The following is a 22,213-nucleotide window of genomic DNA, read 5'->3' as shown; positions in this document are numbered from 1 at the left end:
TTCTACTAGCCACCGACCAGACGATTGCCGCCTTCGGCCATCGCATCGGTTGCCTTGTACAACTTCATCTGAATCTCGAACTCACGCGTGAGATTCATGACGGCGATCATTTCTTCGACGGCAGACACATTGCTGCCTTCGAGATGACCGCTGCGTACCGTGACTGTTTCATCGCCGGCGAACGGCTGGCCGTTACGCGCGACGATCAACCCTGCGGGGTTCTTGGTGACTTGATCCGCGTCCGGCTTCACCAGACGCAGCTTGTCGACCTGCTGCATTTCCTGCTGACCCGGCGCTTGCACGGAGATCACACCGTCGCTTGCGATCTGTACTTTCGAGAACTGCGGTAACACGATGGGACCGCCATCGCCGAGCACGGCGCGACCGTCGAGCGTCAGCTGACCGTCTTGATCGACGACGAAGTGGCCCGCCCGCGTGTAAGCCTCACCCTCGCCGTACTGAACCGCGAAGTAGCCTTGGCCGGCGATGGCAACGTCCAGATCCTGGCCGGTCGCACGCAACACACCTTCGCGTGAAGCCACCGAGTTCGCTTGCAGCTGACTCATGTGGCGCGCGTCGTAACCGTAGCCAGTATCCACAGCCCGGCTGGTCGCCAATTCCAAATCGGCGCGGAACCCGCCCGTCTCCAGATTGGCGAGGTTGTTGGCGTGAATCTGCTGAGCGCGCAAGCCGCGCTCGGCACCGCTCATCAATGTGTAGATCAGCGCGTCCATGAGCTAACTTAGACCGCCTGCATCAGCGACTGCATCATCTCGTTCTCGGCGGCGATGACTTTGCTGTTGGCCTGATAGTTACGCTGCGAGGTCATGAGATTGACCAACTGCTGAGTCATATCGACGTTGGACTGTTCCAGCGAGCCCGGCGTCAAGGTGCCGGCCATGCCGATGCCCGGCGTGGAGTACAACGGCGAACCGGACCCGCTCGACGTCGTCCAGGCCGTATCGCTGACCTGAATCAGCGCGCCTTCCGAGGGGAATGTCGCGACAGCAATCGTGCCGATACGCTGCTTCTCGCCGTTGCTGTACTGAGCCATCACGCCGCCGTCTTCAGCGAGCTGCAGGCCGAGATATGTGCCCGCTGCGTAGCCGTTGGTAGCGTTGGTGGTCGTAGTCGCTTCACCAGCCGATTGAGTGGTGCCGGCGTAGTTCACGTTGATGGTCAGAGCTGCTGCGCCCGTCGGCGTGCCCAAAGCCAGTGGCACAGCGCCGGTCGGCGAAGTGAGCTGACCGCTGGTGTTGAAATCGAGCACGGTGGTCGTCGGCAGAGTGACGCCTTCGCTGCTGTAGTGAACGGTGACCTGGTTGGTGCCGCTCTTTACGAAGTACTGCGTAACGCTGTGTTGAACACCCAGCGAGTCGTACACCACTGACACCATCGAGCCGTTGAACGACTGCGGATCGGTGCGATCGAACGGCGTCACCGTCGGCACCGTCCAATCGGCGGACAAGTTGCCCACGTAGTCTAGCGTGGTGCTGGCCTGAGCCGGAATCTGACCGGTCGGCACGCGCAAGTCACCGAACGCGCCGAGCGCCGTGCTGTTGGCGAGAGCCGCATAGCCCTGCACGCGACGGCCGAAGCTGTCGGCCAGATAGCCGTCCTTATCGACCGAGAAGATGCCGACGCGGGTATAAACTTCGGCGCCCGACGTATCACGCGTGACGAAGAAGCCACGACCCTGAATCGATGCGTCGAGGCTGCGGCCGGTGGTCAGAATGCCGCCGCCCACATCGATGCTCTGAGTCAGTGACGACGCTTCCGTGCCCATGGCCTGCGAGCCCGCGTACATTGCGGCAAAGTTGGCGCGGCTGGACTTGAAGCCATAGGTGTTGGCGTTGGCGATGTTGTTACTGATCGCGTTCAGCTCGGTGTTGATGGCATTGATGCCAGACAAGGCGATGTTGAAGCTCATGGACGCTCCCTGGAATTCCTAAGAATTAAACTTACGACCGGCCGTTGAAGGCCGTGATGGCGCTGGCGCTGATGGTGCCCAGGCCACTCACCTGGAGCACCGCGCCTTCGGTCGCCGAGATCCGCACGCTCTGCAAGGTGCCCTGCACTTCGACCTCAGGCGACTCGCTGGTCGCGGTCTCGACCCGTACGGAGTACGAACCGGCGGTGAGACCCAGCGCTTGCGGATCGATGTCGAAATTCACGTCGCCGGCCGAGCGCGTGCCCAGCTCGATACGACGCTGCTGGCCGCTCGAATCTTCGAGCACCAACGCCACCGAGGCGCTGCTCGCTGCCAAAGTGAATTGTCCCGACACCACGCTGTCGCTCAGCACGAGTCGATCGGTCACAGCGGTGACATCCGAACCGACCTGCGCACCGAGCGCCATCACTTGCATGCTCTCGAGCATCGCGGCGCTGGCACTGGTCTGTGTCACCATCTGCTGCATCGACTCGACCTGCGTGAGCTGGGTCAGCTGGCTGACGAACTGACTCGGGTCGGTGGGTTCGAGCGGATTCTGATTCTGAATCTGGGCGATCAGCAGCTTGGTGAACAGCTGGGTCATTTCGCCATTGCCGGCGATCGACGAGCTGGACGAACTGGCGCTGCTGCTGGCGACGCTGGACGTTGCGGTGGTCATGCTCACTCCTCACCGAGCCGCAACAACGACTGTTGCATGGCTTTGAGCCGGCTCAGGACTTCGACATTGGTTTCAAAGGCGCGCGAGGCCGACATCATGTCGGTCATCTCGGCGACGGAATTGACGTTGGGGTAGAACACCACGCCTTCGGCGTTGGCGAGTGGGTTGTCCGGCTCGTAAGCCTCACGCACTGGCTCCGTGCTCTGCACGACATCCAACACCTGCACGCGTGCACCGGCCAAAGCATCATCGGTCGCGTTACGATCGAACACGGCGGCGAACACCGGCTTGCGAGCGCGATAGGCCTCGACCTCGCTGCTGGCAGCGGTATCGGCGTTGGCCAAATTGCTGGCGACAGTGTTGAGCCGCACGCTCTGTGCGTTCATGGCCGAGCCGGCAATGTTGGCAATATCTCGAAACGACATGACTCAACCCTCTCCTTATCCTTGGATGGCCTTGGCCAAACCACGCAACTTCATGCCGATGAAGGTCAGAGAGGTTTGGAAGTCCGAAGCATTCTGCGAGAATGCAGCCTGCTCCACGCCCAGCTCGACGGTATTGCCGTCGGCCGACGGGTGATTGGGCACGCGATACATGACGTCCGGTGCACCAGTGTCGAGCACCAAGCCGTCGTCGTCGCTCGCCGCAGTGGCACGCGCCAGGCTGGCGGCGAAATCGATGTCGCGAGCCTGATAGCCGGGAGTGCTCTCGTTGGCGAGATTGGACGCCAGCACTTTAGTGCGCTCGGCGCGCAGACGCAGAGCGTCGGCGTGAATACCCAGAGCTTTGTCGAAGTTGATGGCCATGCTTATGAAATCTTGTTACGCGTTACTGTTGTTACTGTCGTTGCCCGCTTCCGGTGCGTGGTCGGCCAGCACCTTCGACAGTGCCATCGAACGTGCCGCGCGAGAGCAGCTCAATCGATACGCGGAGTCCATCGGCTGGGTGGAACCGCAACTTAAGCTGAAATTCACTACAGCAAATCTCGGTGGGTGTCCGAGCGATCCACGAATAGAAACAATCGACGTCCGACAACCGTCGCGCATGCGTTTCGCCGCACTATGTAATGGCGAGAAACGCGAAGTCGTGGTGCGAGCAACTATTGCTGCCGACGTCGTCGTCGCGACTGAAGAGCTCAAGGCCGGCCAACCCATCGATGCGTCAGCGCTCAAGCGCGAGCGTCGTGATGTGACCAACACACCGGGCGCAATCGCAGGCATTGAAGATGTCGCGGGCAAAACCAGCCGCCGCGTGTTGAAAGCGGGCCAAGTCGTGGATCGACGCTGGCTCAACGACAGCGTGCTGGTCAAACGTAACTCGAAAGTCACCATCGTCGCCCGCAACGCCGGCGTCGAAGTGCACGTCGCCGCTGAAGCACTGCAAGCCGGCAAGCGTGGCGAGGTCATCTCCGTCAAGAATTCGGCGAACGGCACCGTCATTCGTGCTCGCGTCATTGCGCAAGACACGGTCGAGCCGGTGGAGGCGCGATAGGATTCAGGACGGCGCATACGTCCCTCCACTGCCCACCTGCAACACTCGCTGCAGGATCTCGTGCTGACTCATCAGCAAGTTACAATTGCGCTGATTGAGCCGCTTGCACTCCTGGACCAGCTTCTCGAGCGAGTTCCACCACTCATTGAACGCTGGCCGCGCGCTGTTCGGCAGCCGAGCGGCAACCGCTGAAATCGTGACGCTGGCTTGCTTGCCTATCAGCACCTTGGCGAGCGCGACGCGTTCTTTACGACGAGTTTCTAACTGCGTCGTGAGCTCGGAGATACGGTTGGCAACGTCGCCAATGACTGCCGAACGATGTTGAAGTGCGGCCTCGAACTGCGCATCCAGCAACTCGCGCAACGCGCGATAGTCGCCAAGATCCGCATGCACGCCTTTCACCAGGCGGCCGAGTGCCTCGCGCGCCGTCATCTGCTGCTCCGGTGATAGCGCTCGATCAATGCCGCCAGCTTGGCCGGATCGAACGGCAGTTCGCCCCGCTCCAACGCGGTCTTCAATGCCGATACCTTGGCATGATCGATATCAGGCAGCTCACGCAGAGCCGCCACCGCCGGCTGCAAGACGGCCGACTGCAGTGTGCTGGTGCTCGTCGTAGTGCTCGCCGTAGGCGTGCGAATTTCCGCTGCTGGAGCAATGCCCGCCACCGGTGTGGTGGCAGACCCCGGAACGACCTTCATGTTCGAGCCTCGAGACTTGGTGCGCATGATTTATGAGTCCCTGTCGTGCAGCTGGCCGCGCAGCTCTTCCAGAGCTTCGCTGTTTGGCAGGCTGGTGCTCACATCGTCTTGCAACGGCAGGGTGTCCGTCGGCGCGCCAAACATCTGCACGATGGCGTGTGCCTGGCCGCGAGTGAGAATGAGCAGTTCGATACGACGATTTTCGTGAGCCGTGGTGTCGCTCGGATTGATCGGCGCGCTATCGGCCTGACCCACCACTTGCAACACGCTCTTCGACGGCATGCCGCCGGCGAGCAAGTAGCTGCGAGCCGTCATGGCGCGCTCGCTGGACAAGGTCCAGTTGGAGAACGCGCTGTAACTCTGATCGGCGTATTGCAATGAATCGGTGTGGCCGACGATCAGCATCTGATTGTCGATCTGGCTGAACAGCGGGCCGAGGTTTTTCAACAAACGGCGGAAACGTTCGTTCGGCGCCGAGCTACCTCGCTGGAACATGCCCTGCTTCTCAGTGTCATGCAGCAGCACGCGCAGGCCGTACGGAGTAATGATGGTGCGAATGTTGTTGGCCAGGCCGACATCAGCGCCCAACTGCGCCAGGATCTGCGACAGCTCGACCATGTCGGCGTGCGACTCATAGTGCGCCTTCGACAAGCGCATGCCCTCGCCCGGGCCTCTGGGCTCGCTGTCGCCGGTGGCAGCCTTGCGTTTGGCAATCGTGTCGCCATTGCTCGGCAGCGGTTCGCGAGCGATCAAACTGCCGCGCGGTCCACCCATCGACATGGATACCTTGCCGCGGCCTTCGTCGAGCAAGCTGCCGCCGGCCGCCTTCAACAGATCCTGCAAATGCTCCTGCTGACGTGAAGCCATCAGCCACATCACCAGGAACAAGCACAGCAACGCCAAGCAAAAATCGGCGAAAGCGACCTTCCACGCCGAACCGCCATGCCCCTCCTCGCCATGACGACGAGTGACGCGCTTGACGACGGCCTGTTGGCCTTTATCAAGCTGCTTGTTGAGCACCTAAGTCTCCCTTGCGACGTCGCGGCGTAGCCGGCTCCTCGGCCTGATCCGGATTACGCAACTTCTCGATCCAGCCTTCCAGACGCGCGAAGCTGGGCTTGCTGTTCAATTGCACCAAGCGGCGGCCGGCGTCGATGGCCAACAGCGGCGGCTTGCCGGCGACATGCGTGACCAGCACCACCTTCACCGAATCGAGGGCCGTGCGTTCTTCATCCACCAACTGACGCATCCGGTTGGCAATGGGATCGAGCACGCCGTAGCTCATGAAGATGCCGATGAAGGTACCGACCATCGCAGCGGCCACGGCCATCGCGACTTCGCCGGTGTCGGCGCCGGCGGCCACCGAGTTCATGGCCATCACGATGCCGAGCACCGCCGCCAGAATGCCGAAGCCAGGCATGGCATCGCCGACCTTGCTCAGCGAACGTGCCGGCTGCGACATCTCTTCGTGAATCGCATCGATCTCCTGCTCCAGCACGCCTTCGAGTTCGTGCGCGCTGATCTTGCCCATGGCCATCAAGCGGAAATTGTCGACGATGAAATGCATCAGCTTGGGCTCGTGCAACACCATCGGATAGCGCTTGAACAGCTCGCTCTCGTGTGGGGCTTCGACGTGCGCGTCCAGCGCTTTCAAACCGCCGGCAGCGGTCTGCAACAGTTCATACATGAGCAGCAACAACTGCCGCTGAAACTCTCCGCCGTCCTTGCGACGGCCGAGCACTTCCTTTACCTGCAGCCACATTTCGCTGAGCACGTGCCGGGGATTACCCAAGATGATGGTGCCGCAGCCGGCGCCGAGAATGATGATGAGTTCCACCGGCTGCCAGATGACACCCAAGTCACCACCGTGCAGCATGAAGCCGCCGAACACACACAGCAGAATGGTGGCAATGCCAACTAGCGATTGCATCTATCGATCCTTCCGCTGCTACTGCAGCAGCTCCCGTAACTTTCGCAAAGCCTGCTTGTTGATCTGACACACGCGCGCCTCGGTCAGGTCGAGCACGTGGGCAATCTCCTTCAAGCTCAAATCGAATTCGTAATACAGCTGCACCACTCGCTGCTCTCGATCGTTCAAGCGCTTCAGCGCCTGCTCGATACTGCGTTGGAGCAGCAGCTGCGACTCGGGCGTATGTCGCCGGTCGCTGGACTGCTCGGTGAGCTGCTGTAACAACTCGTCGAAGTTGGCCAGCTGCTCGGCGCTCTGGGCCAACTGATATTCCTGATACTGCTCGACGCTGAGACCGAGCGCCTGCTGCGTCTCCGCCGCCGTCGGCTCACGACCCAGCTTTCGAGCCAGATTCCGCACGCCATCGCGCACGCGATGAGTCTCTTGGCGAACAGTGCGCGGCCGCCAGTCCTGCCGACGCAGCTCGTCGAGAATCGCACCTCGCACACGCACGCTGGCGTATGCAGGGAACTTGTCGTCGGGCATGCCGTAACGACGGAGCGCGTCCAGCAATCCCATCAGACCGATCTGCTGCAGATCTTCGCGATCGATCGCGCCACCGGCCTGCAATTCCAGTTGCTTGACGACGCGCTTCACCAGAGGCGCGAACGTCACCAACTGACGCTGCTCGTCGGCTGCGCTCAAAGGCGCGGCGACGAACTCTTCCGTGGTGGCGTATCCGGCTGGCATGGTTCGACTATTCAACTTCGACTGTTCAACTTCGACTATTCGACAATCAACTTACCGATCATCACATCGGCGAACGGACGGCCTGCCTTGTCCTTGGCGTAGCTGTCTGTGTAGGCCTTGTTCATGGTCGCGGTCAGCTCATCTACCGTGATCTTGCTGGCTTCATCCATAGTGAGCGTCGACAGCGCCTTCACGGCCACGCTACGTAGCAGCGGCAAGTGTTCACGCGCTGTTTTCTCTTCTTCCAACGGTGTCTTGAACACCAGATCGAGAGCGAGGTAGTGCGGCGCCGGTTCGCCTTCCACCCCACGCAACATCACAATGACCTTTTCCAAGCTCACATATTTATAGGAGCGCGGATCGGGATCCGGGACTGGAGCTGCCTCGGCGCTGGACACAGCGCTACCGCCATGCATGAACCACCAAGTGGCGCCGGCACCCAAGCCAATCGCCACCACCGCTACGGCCACCAACGCGGCTGCCATCTTTCCAAAACTCATGCGCCCCGCTCCTCATCCACCGCCAGCGTGAATGTCCTGGCCGACTCTTCATTCGATTCCGACAGCGCACGGCCCGGCTGTTCGCGCTGAGACTGTGACTGCGATTGACGCTGGCCTTGCTGGTTGGCGTACTGCTCACGCGAGCTATCGGACACATGCACGGACACATCGCCGTTCTGCCGGTGAATCAAATCCTGGCGCAGCGAATCGCCGATGCCTTGTAGCTGGCGAGCGACTTCCGGATGGCTGGCTCGCAGATGAACCTGAATGGTGCCGGCCTCACGCTGAATCACGATCTCGATGCTGCCCATGGACGGCGGATCGAGCCGAATCACGGCGTGCTCGCTACGCTGAGTAATCTGCAGCTGAAGCCGATCGCCGAGCGCCACTTCCAGCGCAGAGCGCTGAGTGTTCAACGACTGCGCTTGCTGTGCGGCCACCGGCGCCAACACGCCTGGCTGCTGAGTCATGCCTTCGACCAAAGCCTGGGCCAGCCCGGCGTTAGTCAGCGACGCGAGCTGTGTCACCGGCAGCGCAGACTGGTTTTCAGCAGCCAAGGCAGCCGAGGTCGCTTTCGACACCAGCGACATCGTCGCCGCATTGATGGTCATCGCCCCGAGCGCGGAGGTTTCAGGAATCGCAGCGAGCACACTCAGCGATGGCTGATCGCGAGATACGGCCGGCTGCAAGAGCTGCGACACCGTTGCAATCGGCTGGGCGGCTTGTGACTGTTGCTGCGAGTAGCTCGAAGAACGCTGCGCGTACTCGAGCGGCACAGCGATAGGCTGAGTGAACGTAATCAAACCCGGGAAGGTCGGCAGCGCTTCGCTGACCTCTTCCTCGTCAGTCGTGGCTAACTGTTCGAGCGCCAGATCGTCAGCCGTCGCGGCCTGGTTTGGCCCACGTGCGGCCACCGGCAAAACGCTCAACACGTCGGCACCCAAGGACTGACGCAATTGTTCGCCGAAGCGAATCGGCGTCACCGGCAGCGCGGTCTTCGGCAACGCCGGCGACTGCGAAATCGGCAACTGCGACGACGCCGACTGCGAGCTCGCAATCGGAGTGTCGTTGGCCAACGCAGCGGCGCCGAACGCGATGGCGGTCATGCGCGCTCCTCAGCGACTTCGCCGTTCACCGCATAAGCCAGCCAACCAGCCTTCTGATCTCGCATCTGGCCGAGCCGCGTGCGCATGGCTTGCGTCTCAGTAACGCAACGTTCGCGAGCTTGCTCATGAGCTCGCTGCACAGTCGCTAGCGCCGTCATTTCCTGTTGCGACCATTGCCCCCACTCGGTGCGCCGGGTCAGCAGTTCGGCAAGCTGGCGGTCCACGCTTTCCAACAGCGTCCAATCGCCGCGCTGGGAAGCGCTCAGCAAGTTGCGAGCAATGCTCATGAGTTGTCCGTATCGGTCCATGGCATCAACCCAGGCGGCGGTGCATGCCCTGCCAGCCACGGCGCAGCGTGGTCAGCAAGCCGGTGACTTCATCGACCAGGCTCGGGTCCAGATCGATACCGGCGCGATACAACCGATCGGCGCAATAGTCATAGAGCCGGCCGAGGTTCTCGCACGTCTCGCCGCCCTGCTCGAAATCCAGCGCGCTCGACAAGCCGTTCAACATGTCCACGCAGCGATCCAAGCTGCGCGCTTTCAATTCGTAGCGATGCGCTTCGATGTGTGCACGGGCTCGCACCAGTTCCTCGAGCAGCCCGTCGGTGAGCAACAGCACCAGTTGCACCGGCGAGGCATGCGCGACCTGCGAGCCGAGGTTGACGGCGTGGTAGCTGCGGTAGGCTTCGTGATTCACGACTAAATTTGCTCCTTGGATTTCGCGACTGGCTTATGAGCTGCTGGTCGTGAACAAGCCCGACGTTTGTTCCATCTGCGCCTGCAAGGTCTGCAGTTGGGTGAACTGCTGCAGATAGCGCTGATAAAAACTGTCGTATTGGGCATCGAGGCGCGTCTGACGCACCGTGAGATTCTTTTGCAGGATCTGAATGTTGTTCTGGCGTGAGGCAATCTGCCCGCTGCCGGAGGTGAGCCACTGATCCATGTACTTGCTCATGTCGCCCAACAAACCGGTGGGCGCAGAAATGCTGGCCTTGCCGAACACTTTGTCGAGCGCCGTGGGATCGGCCAGCAATGCCTTTTCCAGCCGCGACGAATCCAGCGACAGCTGGCCGCTGCGATCGGCTTTCACGCCCAACTGGTTCAAGCTGACGCCGCTGTACTCGGTGCGCAGAATGCTGTTGAGGCGACTGCTGAGTGCGCGCACGCCGGCATCGGAAGCGAATATGCCGGCCGTCGTGGTCTCGCTGCCCGACTTGGTCAACGAGTCGAGCGCGGTACGTAGCGTGTTGTACGCCTTGATGAAGGTCTGCACATTGGCAGCCGTGCCCGAAGTATCGTCGGCAACCGTCAAGGTCAGCGGCGACTCGCTCGTGGTCATGGCACGAGTAAACGTGAGGCTGACGCCTTCGATGCTGTTGAAGGTGTTGGACGCCTGCTGCATGCGAACGCCACCCTGCCCGCCCAACCACACGACCGCATCTTGAGCAGCCGTCAGCTGCCGCGAAGTGCTCAACGCATCCTGCAAATCGCCCGCCGGCAAACTGCTGGTGTCGATGGTGATCGCGCCGGCCGCGCCGGTTTGGCTCGACGTGAGCAACAACTGAGTCTGGCCGTTGCTGGTCACCACCGAGGCCACCACCTTGCCTTGATTGTCGTTGGCCTGATTGATGGCACGCGCGATTTCGGATTGCGAGATGGTGCCGTCGGAATCGGAGTCGGCTGCCACCAGGTTGACGTTGATCGAGCTGCCGTCGGCGAGCTGCACCGAAATCGGTCCGCCCATCGACACCGGCACCGCCGGCAAATCCTCGAACACGATTTGATGCGCGGTGGCGAGCTGCTCCACATGGAACTGGTAGCTGCCGGCCTGCGCCTTCGACGTGGTCGTGGCGGTAGCAATGCCGCTGTTATTGAAACTAGCGGTGTAGGTCTTCAGGCCCTTGCTGGAGGACAACGACGCCAACGCCGTGTCGAACGCACTCAGCGCCGAACGCAGCGTGTTCAACGCAGTCGAGCGCTTCTGCGCATTCGTCGTCTGCGTCGTCAAGCGAGTCTGCATCGGCTCCGTGTATGCGGTCGCCAGACTCTGCGCTGTGGTGACTGGGTCAAGTGTGGCCATGGAATCGTCCTCGGGCAGTCCTTCAGTCGTTGGAAGGCGACAAAGACCGTGAGGAAATTAAGTGCCGCGTCGAATTTTTTTACTTGTTACGCCACCAGACCTGGGAAGCCATCTCGTCCTGCTGTTTCTGTTCCTGCACCTTTGTGACGTGCAGCACATTCGAGTGCTCACGTTGCAGGACTTGGCCCAAAGCCTCGTGACGACGTGCGGCATCGATGAGCTCGCGCTGAGTCAGTGCCAGCTGCGAATCGTGCAATGACAAATCCAACCGATGGGTCGCGACCATGCGCATCATGGCTTGCTTGTAACCGGCACGGTTCAGCGACAAGGCAGGCAGGCCGGCGACCGGACCGCTGCTGTCGCGCAGAGTCTCCAGCTTGGTCAAGTTGCGAACATAACGTTCGCGGGTGACACGCTTCTCCGCGACATCGGCGGTGAGCCGATACACTTCGCGACTCTGCAAGTCCACCAGGCGACCCAAACTGCGCAGACGCTGACGTTCGCTCATGCCATCAATCCTTCGAGTGCTGCGATAGTTTGGGTCAGCGGTGCCGCTTCTCGCGTGCCCTGATGCAGGAAAGCTTCGATACGTGGATACAGCTCGACGGCTTTGTCGGTGGTCGGATCGGCGCCGGGCACATAAGCGCCCAGCGGCAACAAATCGCGCACCTGAGCATGCTTGGCCACGAGGGCCAGCAAACCGCGAGCGGCGCGTTGATGTTGCTGGCTCACGACCAACGACATACAACGGCTGACCGATTGAGAAATATCGATGGCCGGATAGTGACCGCGCTCGGCCAACTGTCGGGTCAACACGATGTGACCGTCGAGAATGGCGCGTGCCGTATCCACCACTGGGTCTTGTTGATCGTCGCCTTCAGCGAGCACGGTGTAGATGGCGCTCATGCTGCCCTCCTCTCGCTCACCGTTGCCGGCAGTCTCCACGAGCTGCGGCAGCAGGCTGAACACCGAAGGCGGATAACCGCGCGTTGCAGGAGGCTCGCCCAGAGCCAGTGCGACTTCCCGGCGGGCCATCGCGTATCGAGTGAGCGAGTCGACCAGCAACAACACATCGCGGCCTTGGTCGCGATAGTGTGCAGCGATGGAATGACACAGCTCCGTGGCCCGCAAACGCATCAGCGGCGACTCATCGGCCGGCGCGACGACGACGATAGCGCGCTTCATACCCGCTTCACCCAACGACAAGTCGATGAACTCGCGCACTTCGCGGCCACGCTCGCCGATCAAACCGACGACCACCACATCGGCGACGGTCTGGCGAGTGATCAAGCCAAGCAGCACGCTCTTGCCGACGCCGCTGCCCGCCATCAAGCCCACGCGTTGACCTTTACCGAGCGTGAGAATGCCGTTGATGGCACGCACGCCCACATCGAGCGCTTCCTTCACCGGCTTTTTCTTGAGCGGATTGACCCGCGGCGGTTGCATGTCGAGCACGTGCTCGCCGCCCAACCGACCACGACCGTCGACCGGCTCTCCCAAGCCGTTGACGATTCGACCGAGCCAGGACGGACCGATGCGCAGCACGTCGCGATCTGTTTGTGGCAGTACGCGCGCGCCGGTCGCAAGGCCCTCAGGGCGCTTGAACGGCATCAAATAAGAAATGTCTTCGCGAAAGCCGACCACTTGCGCGTCGATCCAATCGCCGCTGCCAGTCTCGACGCTGCAGCGTTGACCGGTGCTCAGCGGACAGCCTCGGCTTTCCAGCAACAGACCCGAAGCACCTACGAGTCGACCGGTCGGCGTCGCAATCGGCACCGACTCCAACTCCAGGTCGCGAAGCGCGGCGCCGATCATGCGCTCGCCACCGTTGCTTCGGCATCCGCCGAATCGGCATGCGGTAACAGCCGTTCCTCGATCTGCTCCATGCAAGCGGCCAGTCGCTGACGACAACCCGCATCAGCTTCGCGATGCCCCGCTTTCACACGACACTCGCCCGGCTCGAGCTTGTCGTCGGCCCACAGATTCCAGCGCTCGGCCTGCACGGCATCGAGCTCGATGATGCGTTCCAGATCCTCGGGATTCAGATACACCGCAATCTGATCGGCGGTAACGCGAGGCATGGTCGAGAGTGCTTCGTCGACCAGCGCCAGCATCTGCATGGGCTGCATCTGGATTTCTTTACGGATGACCTGATAGGCCACCTTGGCCACCAGTTCGATGACTTCCTTACGCATGGCCGTCTGATAATCCGACTGCAGTCGTTGCAACTGCTCCAACATCTCAGTGGCCGGTGCGGCCAGGCGCTCGAAACGGGTCAGTGCTTCTTGCCGGCCGGCATCGATGCCCTGTTGACGGCCTTCGTCTCGACCTTGGATGCGACCAGTCTCGGTGCCGGCACGCAAGCCACTCTCGTGACCTTCGCGATAGCCGCGTTCCATGCCGCGTTGATAGCCATCGTGCATGGCCGACGTAACTTGCGCCGGCGTTGCACCCGGACCGGCCCACGCCGTGGAGTCGGCCAGCTGCGCCAGTGCAATGAAACGATGTGAGCGCCAGACGCGGCTCATTCCAATACCGCCTCGGCGAACAGCTGCACTTCAACTTCACCCGCATCGGCGAGTGCTTTGACCTGCGCCATGATGTCGTTGCGCGCCTGCTCGACTCGGCTGCGCGACACCGGACCGCTCCGACGCATGGTCTCTTCGAAGCCCTGCGCCTGACGACGCGGCATGGCGCGAATGATTGCGTCGCGAACTGCAGGCTCGGCGCCTTTGAGCGCGACTGCCCACAAATCCACCGGCACGTCTTCCATGATTCGCAACAGCGTGGCTTCGGACTGACGCGACAGAATGAAGAAGTCGTACATGCTGCGCTCGATCTCGGCGACCACTTCGGCATCGTGACTGCGCAACACTTCGACCATCTTGGCGCGGTTGTCGGGCAGACGATTCAAGATCTCCGCCACCTGCCGCACGCCGGCGACGCTCGTGCTCTGCAGACCCAAGCTCGCCAGGCAGCGTTCGACCAGTTCGTCCAACTCCACCAACAACTCGTGATCCACTTCGTTCAAGCGAGCCAAATTCACCAGCACCAGATCGCGCGTGCCCGCAGGCAGAGCACCGATGACCTGCCCAGCCAGTGCCGGCGGCAGGAAGGCCAAGAACACGGTCTGCATGCGCACGTGTTCTTGACTGATGCGCTCGGCCAGCCATTTCGGCGAGGCCCATTGCAAACGCGCCAGCTTGGGACGAATGGCATCGCCGTAGATGCTGTTCAACACGCTGTCGGCGATATCGGAGCCGAGCGCCAGATCGAGCGAACGCTTCAGGTACGACCGGGATGCACCGTGCACGCCGCTCTGCTGACGATACTCATCGAAGAACCGCTGCAACGAATGCTTCACCGCTTCGACTTTGATACCGCTGATGCGCGACATCACCTGAGTGACTTCGAGCAACTCTTCGCGCGATAGACAACGAAGCACGGCAGCTGCGGGCTCCTCGCCCATGCTCAGCAACACGATGGCGGCCTGCTCCAGCGGCGAAGCCGACGCGGCCACGGCGGGAACTGCATTACTCGCGTCGGACATTCTTCTGTACCCACTGCTTGACAACTTCAGCGACGCGCTCCGGCTCCTTGGCAGCCAACGCGCGCAGATGATCGACCATCACGTCCACCGGCGAACCCGGCGGCGGCAAGTCGTAATCCTCCAGCAACGGACCGACCGGGATCGGTTCCTTGGCGGCGTTCGGCGTCGGCAGAGCTGCCGCCGCGACACTGGCACTGGCCGCGGCCGGCACAGCCGTCGCTTCAACTTGTTGCAGGCTCGGCGCCGGCAACGCCAGGCGCTGCTTGGCCACTCGCAGTAGCGGCCGAGCGATCAGCAAGTAGGCGAACAGCGCGATCACTGCCCAGACAACCCACATGCCGATATCGACGATGCGTTCAGGCTGCTTCCACCACACTGGCGGTGCGAGCGGTTTCGGGAAGCCCAGCGAAGAAACCACGAGACTGTCGCCGCGCGCGGTGTCGATGCCTAAACCACTACGCAAGATGCGATCGATGTTGGCGAGCTGCGCTTCAGTCCAAGCGTTACCGCTCGGTGATGCGGTGTCATTCAGAACCACGGCAACGCTCAACTTCTTCAAGCGACCGCGGCTACGCTGAATCTGGGTGACGCTACGGTCGTAGGCGAACTGGCGCGTCGAGGCGTTGCGCTGTTTGCTGCTCTCGGCGGCGTTCTGCGCAGTGGTCGCGATGTCGACCGGTCGGTTGCTGAGCGAACCCGGCACGCCAAGCGCGAGCGGATCGGTATCCGATTCGGCGCGCGTCGATTCGTTGGTGACTTTCGGCGTGTCGCCGTACTGCTCGCGGGTCTCTTGGACGCGGTCGTTGTCGACGTCCGCGGTAACGCTGAGCTTGAAGTTGTCGTTGCCGACGATGGGCGCGAGCAGATTCTCGGCGCTACGCTGAGTCTCATCTCGATAATGACCGGAAGCGTCGTTGACCTGGTTCGCTTCGAAGCCGTCGGTCAGGTCGACTCGCGCCGACAGCAGGTTGCCCGACTGATCGACCAGCGTTACTCGCGACGGATCGAGTCCGGTCGAGCTGCTGGCCACCATCTTGACGATGGCCGCGATCTGCTCGTTGGACAATTTGCGGCCCGGCTTCAGGCCGAGCACCACGGACGCCGAACTCGGCTCGGTCGTGTTGACTACGAAGGAGGACGACTTGGCAATAGCGATGTGTACGCGCGCCGACTCGATCGCGTCGATGGTCATGATGCTCTGAGAGAGCTCACCTTCCAGACCGCGACGGAAGCGCACGTCCTGCACGAACTGGCTGACGCCGAGCGGATCGCTGCGATCCATCAGCTCCAACCCGGCGGGCAGTTGCGCCACCACGCCCTTCGACGCGAGCAACATGCGCACTTCGCCGAGTCGATCTTGAGGCACCAACACCTGACCGGTGTCGGGATGCAAGCGATACGGGATGCCGGCGCCATCGAGCACGGTCATCATGTCCGCGGCTGCGACTTTCTCGCGTGCACCGAAAAGAGGCTTGTACGTGGACTGATCGCGCCACGCGAACATCAACACCACGGCGGTGATGACTGTCGCGAGCAATACGAGCGGCATCAGGCCGCGCAGTAATGCCGGCCATTCGAACGGTGTGCCGGCTTGTGTGTCAGACACGCTCGCAGCACCACTGCGTGGCCAAAATCTGGCCACTGCGGCTTTCAACGTATTGGTCACTGGGTCGGGCCTACAGCGGCAACTTGATCAAGTCTTCCATGGCCCCGACTACTTTGTTTCGGGCCTGCATCAGCATGGAAAACGACAGGCTCGCCTGTTGACTGGCCAGCATGGCGCCGACCAGATCGTCGCTTTGACCCGCATCGACCGCTGCCATCTTGTCGGCAGCCAGACGATCCTGTGCATCGACACTGTGCACAGCGCGTTCGAATAGCGAGGCGAAACCATCGACTCGATGCGCCTGCGCGTCGACTGCGGAGAGCGGCAGCGATTGCCGCATCGACGTGGCGTCATCAGCGATACGCGATTGAATTGCTTCAATGGCGACAGCCATCTGGCTGTGTGGAATCTGCGTTACGGGCATCTGTTAGTCCTTTCACTCGTCATGGTCGCTCGAGACGCCGCAGTGCGTTGAGCCATCCGTAGGCTGCAGCATCGGACACGCAGCCGCTGCAGTTAAGTGTGCGTCCGATCTTTTGCTACACGACGCACACTTTTTTCGATGCTTTCAGCGCATCCGCGCACGCTGCGTTGGGGGCAAACCCGAACCGCGAAATCAGATCCAGCATGATCGTGTAACCGATGTGTAACAACACACGAATCGCAGACGCTATTGCCGCGGCAACGTTGAGTGAGCGACGCGACTGCACTGACCATTAAGTTGGTGTACTCAGTTAGTGACACGAATCACAAGTAGCGATCAGGCTGCGGTTAGGTGCTAAAGATTTTCAACTACACATGCGATAACCGCCTTCGGTATCAAAGGACGAAGACGAGGTGAAGTGGACGTGGCAACGATGACGAGTAAACAGGCCAGCGTCCGCGCGTACACGCCGATCGATCCACGCACCATGGGTCGACCCGTGCACTTACTCGGCGCATTCGCCAATCAACTGCGCGACGATATTGCCGATTTCTTACGAACGCGCATCAATCGACGCTATAAAGCTTCGTTCCAAATCGATGCAATTACGTTCGCCGCTGCGTCAGCAGACTCGCAACGTTGGTTGAGCTATCACGCCAACGACGGCCGCATTCACTTCGCCATCGAACGTCCGTTGCTGTTATGCCTGCTGCGTTATCGATATGGCTCGGTAATGCCCGAGCCCATCGATGGTGAAAACCCTGCAGCGACGCCGACGCTCGACGAACCCGAGACCGCTACTGAAGAGCGCCTCGGCACCATGTTGGGTCAACAGTTGGTCGAGTTGTTGGTGCGTCGGATCGAATCGACGCAACGCACGCCGCCCAAGACACCAGCCAGCATCGCTTTCACCGAAGCCGCATTGAACAGCGCGAACGCCAGCGATGGCGACTGGCTGTTGAGCGTCAACGTCGCCGAAACGCGCTGGAACGTCAGCGGCACGGTGCTCTTGAAGGTTTCCTCGGCTTGGATGACTCGCCTGTTGCAGGCGTTGGCACCCAAGCGCGAACGCTCCAGACAAAAGCAAATGACGGCAACGAAGCCGTTTCCGGCCCGGCTGCAACTCACCTTGCGGGCCCGGTTGCTGGAAAAGGAAGTGTCGCTCGGGACACTGCTCGATCTGCGACAGGGGGACGTACTACCCATCAGCGTGGGCGATGCCGATGTCTTGATCGGCGACTCCAAGCTGTTCACCGCCAGCATCGCCGAACACCACGGCAAGCTGTGTCTCACTTCGTTAGCCGACGTCGATTGACGGAAGGGATTGACCATCGTGACTACTGTAACTAGCCCCGCCGACGACAATTTGTTGGCCGACTTGGACGACGTGCTCGAGGACGAGGCGCCCGCCGCCGCGCCTGCTCCCGCCCCTGTGAAAAGGAACTTTGCCCAGATGATGCGCCGGATTCCCGTGACTCTGACTCTCGAAGTCGGCTCCGCCAAACTGTCCTTGCAGGATCTGGCCGAGATCGAACGCAACAGCGTGGTCGAACTGGACACGTTGGCCGGCGAACCGCTCACCATCAAGGTCAATGGCACCGCCATCGGCCGCGCCGAAGTGGTAGTGAGCGGCGAGAACTATGGCCTCAAGGTGATCGAGCTCAGCGATCTGGATCTGGACTCGCTGACGCCATGACCTTCCGGCAAGCGCGGCCCTGGCTAGTGGCCGCGGTGTTGCTGTTCGGACTCGGCTCGGTCGCGAGCGCTGCGCCCATCGAAATCATCGGCGCCAGTGCCAACGGCAACACCACAGAATTCACCATCAAGACCCAAGTCTTGATCATCATGACGCTGCTCGGGCTGTTGCCCGTGATGGCGTTGATGATGACCTGCTTCACGCGCTTCGTGATCATCCTGGCGTTGTTGCGCCAGGCGCTGGGCCTGCAGCAAGGTCTGCCCAACCGGATCGTCACCGGCGTGGCGCTGATCCTCACCTTGTTGGTGATGCGACCGGTCGGCGAGCAGATCTACACCGAAGCACTGGTGCCGTTCGACAATGAGCAGATCACGCTACAACAGGCGCTGAAGACTGCCGAGGCGCCGCTGTCCCGCTTCATGTTGGCGCAGACCCATAAAGGGGCATTGACCCAGATGGCGCAGCTGGCCGGCGAGTCGCACATCACCGATCCCACTCAACATGGCTTCCTGGTCAAGTTGTCGGCATTCGTGCTGAGCGAGCTCAAGACCGCCTTCCAGATCGGCTGCATGTTGTTCGTGCCGTTCTTGATCATCGACCTGGTGGTGTCGTCGGTGTTGATGGCCATGGGCATGATGATGCTGTCGCCGCTGGTGATCTCATTGCCGCTGAAGTTGTTGTTGTTCGTGTTGGTGGACGGCTGGACGCTCACGGTGCAAACCCTGGTCGGCAGCATTCAAGCGTATTAGCGAGCCTATACCTATGAATGCCGATATCGCCGCCAACCTGGTCGGCTCCGCGCTCCGCCTCACCATGGTGCTGGTCAGCGTGCTGGTCGTGCCCGGCATGCTGGTCGGTCTGGTCATCGGCCTGTTCCAGGCCGCCACCCAGATCAACGAACAAACCCTCAGCTTCCTGCCGCGCTTGCTGGTGACCTTGCTGGCCATCGCGCTGACCGGCCATTGGATGGCGGCACAACTCATGGACTTCTGTGTCGCCGTCTTCAAGGGCGCGACTCAGTTGGTCGGGTGATGTCGCCGCCATGGAAACGGTGCTGCAACAACTGCCGACCTTGCTGAGTGCGGTGTGGTGGCCGTTCTGCCGAGTGCTGGGCATGCTCAACGCTGCGCCCATCATTGGCGAAAACATGGTGCCCATCACCGTGCGCGTGTTGCTGTCCGTGGTGCTGGCGGTGATCTTCATTCCAGTCGCGCAGCCGGTCACTCCCATCGATCCGTTGTCGGCTCATGCCTTGGTGGTCACTATCAATCAGGCATTGCTCGGCTTCGGGCTGGGCCTGGCGTTCCATCTGACCATGGCGGTGATGCAGTTGCTGGGCTTCGTGGTGTCGTCGCAAATGGGCTTGTCCATGGCGGTGATGAACGACCCGATGAGCGGCACCTCCTCCGACGTCATCGCCACCATGCTGTATCTGCTGTGCGTGTTGGTGTTCTTCGGCATCGACGGCCACTTGGTGCTGGCTCAGGTCATCGGCGCCAGCTTTCACGCCTGGCCGGTGGGTGGGCCACTGGATCTGAGCACGTTGCGTGACGTCGCATACAACGTCGCGTGGGTATTCTCGGCCGCGATGCTGCTCGCCATCCCCGTGGTGTTCTCGACGCTGGTGGTGCAAATCGGTTTCGGTCTGCTGAACCGTATCGCGCCGGCACTCAACCTGTATTCACTGGGCTTCGCAGCCATCATCGTGTTCGGCCTGTACATGCTGAGCTACCTGGTGCGCGTGCTGCCGGATCATTACCTGCGGCTGACGCAGCAGGTGCTCGAGCTGTTGCGTATGAAGACCGGGTGACGCATGGCCGAGAACAAAGACGACAAGAGTGAAAAAGCGTCAGCCCAAAAGCTGCGCAAGAGTCGCGAACAAGGCCAGGTTGCCCGTTCGCGCGACTGGACCACTGCGGTCGGCATCTTTCTGTGTCTGCAGCTGACCATTTTTCTGGTCCCGGGCTATCTGGACGACTTTCGGCAACTGTTCGCCCGCAGCTTCGTGACCATGAGCCAATCAGGCGATGTGGAGAATGCCAACTCGACCTTGTTCGCCACCAGCATGACGCTGCTGTTCAAGATGATCTTGCCATTGTTGGTGGTGCCGCTGTTCGTGGGTCTTGCTTCGCTGTTCCCGGGCGGCTGGGTGATGAGCCTGACGCCGATGAAGCCGCGCTTCGACAAGCTCAATCCCCTGTCCTATTTCAAGCGCATGTTCGGCCAGCGCCATTTGATCGAGACGCTGACGTCGATGATCAAGGCCACCGCCCTGTTAGTAGTGTTGTGGTGGGTGACTCGCGGCAGCATCGTCGACTTCCTGCAGCTGCAATCGCGGCCGTTGCCCGAGGCCATCGCCGGCGCCACCGATTTGATGATCACCGGCATCATGGCGCTGTGTGCGGTGTTCGTGGTGTTCGCGCTGATCGACCTGCCGGTGCAATCGTTCGTTTTCATGCGCGAACAGCGCATGAGCAAGCGCGAAGTCAAAGAAGAACATCAGAACAGCGAAGGCCGACCGGAAGTCCGCCAGCGTATCCGGCAGATCCAGCAGAAGATGTCGCGTGGCGCGGTCCGTAAAGCCGTGCCGACCGCCGACGTCGTCATCGTCAACCCCGAGCACTACGCCGTCGCCGTGAAGTACGACGAGAAGCGCGCCAACGCACCGTTCGTCATCGCCAAAGGCGTCGATGAGATGGCGTTGTTCATCAAGGCCGTGGCCATCGAGCACGACATCGAAGTCGTGACGTTGCCGCCGCTGGCGCGCGCCATTTACAACACCAGCCAGGTCAACCAGCAGATTCCGGCGGCGCTGTACGAAGCCATCGCCAGCGTGCTGGCCTATGTGCTGCAAATCCAAGCCTTTCGCAAGGGCCGCCGCAGTGTACTGCCGGCGTTGCCCAGCGAATTAACGTTGCCCCGAATGTAAGGTGAGCCGTGCATGAGTGCCGCGCCTGAGAATTTCCTGAACCGCACAGTCAACGCGCTACGCCAGCATCGCGCGGCCATTCCTGTGTTCCTGATGGCCCTGCTGGCAATGATCATATTGCCGCTGCCGCCGCTGCTGCTGGACGTGTTGTTCACGTTCAACATCGTGCTGGCGTTGATCGTGGTGCTGGTCAGCGTCACCAGCCGACGGCCGCTGGACTTCTCGGTGTTCCCGACGGTGCTGCTGGCCACGACACTGATGCGACTCGCGCTCAACGTCGCGTCGACCCGCGTGGTGTTGTTGAACGGCCATGAAGGCACGCACGCTGCAGGTCGCGTCATCGAAGCCTTCGGTCATGTGGTGATCGGCGGCAACTTCGTGGTCGGCTTGGTGGTCTTCATCATTCTGATGATCGTCAACTTCGCCGTGGTCACCAAGGGTGCCGAGCGTATCTCCGAAGTATCGGCACGCTTCACGCTGGACGCATTGCCCGGCAAACAGATGGCCATCGACGCCGACTTGAACGCCGGCTTGATCAATCAGGAAAAGGCCCAGCTGCGCCGTCGTGAAGTCGCCGCCGAAGCGGACTTTTATGGCGCGATGGACGGTGCGTCCAAGTTCGTGCGCGGCGACGCCATCGCCGGCATCCTGATTCTGTTGATCAACATGGTGGGCGGCGTGCTGATCGGCGCCATCATGCACGACCTGTCGTTTGGCGAGGCGTTCAAGCTGTACGCCCTGCTGACCATCGGTGACGGCCTGGTGGCGCAAATCCCGGCGCTGCTGTTGTCCTCCGCAGCAGCCATCATCGTCACTCGTATCAGCGACTCCGGCGATTTCGAGAAGCAAGTGAGCTCGCAGCT

The 22,213-nt window shown here is 61.3% G+C and carries 29 protein-coding genes; 8 read left to right on the top strand and 21 right to left on the bottom strand.

Annotated features, from left to right (window positions below):
- Positions 1-5: 5 nt before the first annotated feature.
- From JNL55_RS03830 to flgB, 5 genes are read right to left on the bottom strand one after another with little or no spacing between them, the layout of a single operon-like run.
- Positions 6-734 carry a flagellar basal body rod protein FlgF gene (locus JNL55_RS03830; RefSeq protein WP_293849488.1) on the bottom strand — a complete coding sequence of 243 codons (729 nt, stop codon included), beginning with the start codon at positions 732-734 and terminating at the stop codon, positions 6-8.
- 8 nt (positions 735-742) lie between these two features.
- Complete coding sequence (locus tag JNL55_RS03825; RefSeq protein ID WP_293849485.1) at positions 743-1,930, bottom strand: flagellar hook protein FlgE; 1,188 nt, start codon at positions 1,928-1,930, stop codon at positions 743-745.
- Positions 1,931-1,961: 31 nt separating this feature from the next.
- Positions 1,962-2,609 carry a flagellar hook capping FlgD N-terminal domain-containing protein gene (locus tag JNL55_RS03820; protein ID WP_293849482.1) on the bottom strand — a complete coding sequence of 216 codons (648 nt, stop codon included), beginning with the start codon at positions 2,607-2,609 and terminating at the stop codon, positions 1,962-1,964.
- A gap of 2 nt (positions 2,610-2,611) precedes the next feature.
- Positions 2,612-3,034: a flagellar basal body rod protein FlgC gene (gene flgC, locus JNL55_RS03815; protein ID WP_293849479.1), complete on the bottom strand. Its 423-nt coding sequence runs from the start codon at positions 3,032-3,034 to the stop codon at positions 2,612-2,614.
- Positions 3,035-3,049: 15 nt separating this feature from the next.
- Positions 3,050-3,415 carry a flagellar basal body rod protein FlgB gene (gene flgB / locus JNL55_RS03810; RefSeq protein ID WP_293849476.1) on the bottom strand — a complete coding sequence of 122 codons (366 nt, stop codon included), beginning with the start codon at positions 3,413-3,415 and terminating at the stop codon, positions 3,050-3,052.
- On the opposite strand from flgB, the gene flgA reads away from it, so the two are divergent.
- Positions 3,414-4,100, top strand: a complete 687-nt coding sequence (gene flgA, locus JNL55_RS03805) for a flagellar basal body P-ring formation chaperone FlgA (protein WP_293849474.1) — start codon at positions 3,414-3,416, stop codon at positions 4,098-4,100. The genes flgB and flgA overlap by 2 nt on opposite strands.
- 3 nt (positions 4,101-4,103) lie before the next feature.
- On the opposite strand, the gene flgN is transcribed toward flgA, so the two are convergent.
- The 16 genes from flgN to JNL55_RS03725 all read right to left on the bottom strand — a co-directional run bounded on the left by flgN (position 4,104) and on the right by JNL55_RS03725 (position 16,725).
- A complete protein-coding gene (flgN, locus tag JNL55_RS03800; RefSeq protein ID WP_293849472.1) occupies positions 4,104-4,532 on the bottom strand; it encodes a flagellar export chaperone FlgN in 429 nt (142 codons plus the stop codon).
- On the bottom strand, positions 4,529-4,825 hold the full coding sequence (gene flgM / locus JNL55_RS03795) for a flagellar biosynthesis anti-sigma factor FlgM (protein WP_293849471.1): 297 nt from the start codon (positions 4,823-4,825) through the stop codon (positions 4,529-4,531). Before flgM ends, flgN begins: the two co-directional genes overlap by 4 nt.
- Before the next feature lie 3 nt (positions 4,826-4,828).
- Positions 4,829-5,818 (bottom strand): flagellar motor protein MotB, encoded by a 990-nt coding sequence (locus JNL55_RS03790; protein WP_293849469.1) that lies wholly within the window; start codon positions 5,816-5,818, stop codon positions 4,829-4,831.
- Positions 5,799-6,728 carry a flagellar motor stator protein MotA gene (motA, locus tag JNL55_RS03785; protein WP_293849468.1) on the bottom strand — a complete coding sequence of 310 codons (930 nt, stop codon included), beginning with the start codon at positions 6,726-6,728 and terminating at the stop codon, positions 5,799-5,801. Before motA ends, JNL55_RS03790 begins: the two co-directional genes overlap by 20 nt.
- 18 nt (positions 6,729-6,746) lie before the next feature.
- Complete coding sequence (locus JNL55_RS03780; protein WP_293849467.1) at positions 6,747-7,457, bottom strand: FliA/WhiG family RNA polymerase sigma factor; 711 nt, start codon at positions 7,455-7,457, stop codon at positions 6,747-6,749.
- A gap of 35 nt (positions 7,458-7,492) precedes the next feature.
- Entirely contained in the window at positions 7,493-7,957 is a 465-nt protein-coding gene (locus JNL55_RS03775; protein WP_293849465.1) for a flagellar basal body-associated FliL family protein, read from the bottom strand.
- Positions 7,954-9,063: a flagellar hook-length control protein FliK gene (locus JNL55_RS03770; protein WP_293849462.1), complete on the bottom strand. Its 1,110-nt coding sequence runs from the start codon at positions 9,061-9,063 to the stop codon at positions 7,954-7,956. Before JNL55_RS03770 ends, JNL55_RS03775 begins: the two co-directional genes overlap by 4 nt.
- Positions 9,060-9,350, bottom strand: coding sequence for a hypothetical protein (locus tag JNL55_RS03765; protein ID WP_293849460.1), 291 nt, complete (start codon positions 9,348-9,350; stop codon positions 9,060-9,062). The genes JNL55_RS03770 and JNL55_RS03765 overlap by 4 nt, the downstream gene beginning before the upstream one ends.
- 25 nt (positions 9,351-9,375) lie before the next feature.
- Positions 9,376-9,762 carry a flagellar export chaperone FliS gene (gene fliS, locus JNL55_RS03760; RefSeq protein WP_293849457.1) on the bottom strand — a complete coding sequence of 129 codons (387 nt, stop codon included), beginning with the start codon at positions 9,760-9,762 and terminating at the stop codon, positions 9,376-9,378.
- A gap of 33 nt (positions 9,763-9,795) precedes the next feature.
- A complete protein-coding gene (fliD, locus tag JNL55_RS03755) occupies positions 9,796-11,145 on the bottom strand; it encodes a flagellar filament capping protein FliD (RefSeq protein ID WP_293849454.1) in 1,350 nt (449 codons plus the stop codon).
- 79 nt (positions 11,146-11,224) lie between these two features.
- On the bottom strand, positions 11,225-11,653 hold the full coding sequence (locus JNL55_RS03750; protein WP_293849451.1) for a flagellar FliJ family protein: 429 nt from the start codon (positions 11,651-11,653) through the stop codon (positions 11,225-11,227).
- Positions 11,650-12,960, bottom strand: coding sequence for a flagellar protein export ATPase FliI (fliI, locus tag JNL55_RS03745; RefSeq protein ID WP_293849449.1), 1,311 nt, complete (start codon positions 12,958-12,960; stop codon positions 11,650-11,652). Before fliI ends, JNL55_RS03750 begins: the two co-directional genes overlap by 4 nt.
- Positions 12,957-13,673: a flagellar assembly protein FliH gene (gene fliH / locus JNL55_RS03740; RefSeq protein ID WP_293849446.1), complete on the bottom strand. Its 717-nt coding sequence runs from the start codon at positions 13,671-13,673 to the stop codon at positions 12,957-12,959. The genes fliI and fliH overlap by 4 nt, the downstream gene beginning before the upstream one ends.
- A complete protein-coding gene (locus JNL55_RS03735; RefSeq protein WP_293849443.1) occupies positions 13,670-14,695 on the bottom strand; it encodes a flagellar motor switch protein FliG in 1,026 nt (341 codons plus the stop codon). Before JNL55_RS03735 ends, fliH begins: the two co-directional genes overlap by 4 nt.
- Positions 14,679-16,244 (bottom strand): flagellar basal-body MS-ring/collar protein FliF, encoded by a 1,566-nt coding sequence (fliF, locus tag JNL55_RS03730; RefSeq protein ID WP_415923004.1) that lies wholly within the window; start codon positions 16,242-16,244, stop codon positions 14,679-14,681. Before fliF ends, JNL55_RS03735 begins: the two co-directional genes overlap by 17 nt.
- A gap of 127 nt (positions 16,245-16,371) precedes the next feature.
- Positions 16,372-16,725, bottom strand: a complete 354-nt coding sequence (locus tag JNL55_RS03725; protein ID WP_293849438.1) for a flagellar hook-basal body complex protein FliE — start codon at positions 16,723-16,725, stop codon at positions 16,372-16,374.
- A 433-nt stretch (positions 16,726-17,158) separates the two neighbouring features.
- Between JNL55_RS03725 and JNL55_RS03720 the strand changes: the two genes are divergently transcribed.
- From JNL55_RS03720 to JNL55_RS03690, 7 genes are all read left to right on the top strand, one after another.
- Positions 17,159-18,040 carry a FliM/FliN family flagellar motor C-terminal domain-containing protein gene (locus JNL55_RS03720; protein ID WP_293849436.1) on the top strand — a complete coding sequence of 294 codons (882 nt, stop codon included), beginning with the start codon at positions 17,159-17,161 and terminating at the stop codon, positions 18,038-18,040.
- Positions 18,041-18,055: 15 nt separating this feature from the next.
- The gene (locus tag JNL55_RS03715; protein WP_415923003.1) at positions 18,056-18,421 is read left to right on the top strand and encodes a FliM/FliN family flagellar motor switch protein; all 366 of its coding nucleotides are present in this window, start codon (positions 18,056-18,058) and stop codon (positions 18,419-18,421) included.
- Positions 18,418-19,170 (top strand): flagellar type III secretion system pore protein FliP, encoded by a 753-nt coding sequence (fliP, locus tag JNL55_RS03710; RefSeq protein ID WP_293849432.1) that lies wholly within the window; start codon positions 18,418-18,420, stop codon positions 19,168-19,170. The genes JNL55_RS03715 and fliP overlap by 4 nt, the downstream gene beginning before the upstream one ends.
- A gap of 13 nt (positions 19,171-19,183) precedes the next feature.
- Positions 19,184-19,453, top strand: a complete 270-nt coding sequence (gene fliQ / locus JNL55_RS03705; RefSeq protein ID WP_293849429.1) for a flagellar biosynthesis protein FliQ — start codon at positions 19,184-19,186, stop codon at positions 19,451-19,453.
- A gap of 10 nt (positions 19,454-19,463) precedes the next feature.
- Positions 19,464-20,231 carry a flagellar biosynthetic protein FliR gene (gene fliR, locus JNL55_RS03700; RefSeq protein WP_293849427.1) on the top strand — a complete coding sequence of 256 codons (768 nt, stop codon included), beginning with the start codon at positions 19,464-19,466 and terminating at the stop codon, positions 20,229-20,231.
- Between the two features lie 3 nt (positions 20,232-20,234).
- Positions 20,235-21,350, top strand: coding sequence for a flagellar biosynthesis protein FlhB (locus JNL55_RS03695; protein ID WP_293849424.1), 1,116 nt, complete (start codon positions 20,235-20,237; stop codon positions 21,348-21,350).
- Positions 21,351-21,362: 12 nt separating this feature from the next.
- Positions 21,363-22,213: FHIPEP family type III secretion protein (locus tag JNL55_RS03690; RefSeq protein ID WP_293849421.1), on the top strand; the 851-nt coding region annotated here is incomplete at its 3' end.

Origin of the sequence: Steroidobacter sp. (assembly GCF_016790065.1) — a bacterium.
GTDB lineage: Bacteria > Pseudomonadota > Gammaproteobacteria > Steroidobacterales > Steroidobacteraceae > Steroidobacter.
This window is presented reverse-complemented; position numbering and strand designations above follow the sequence as displayed.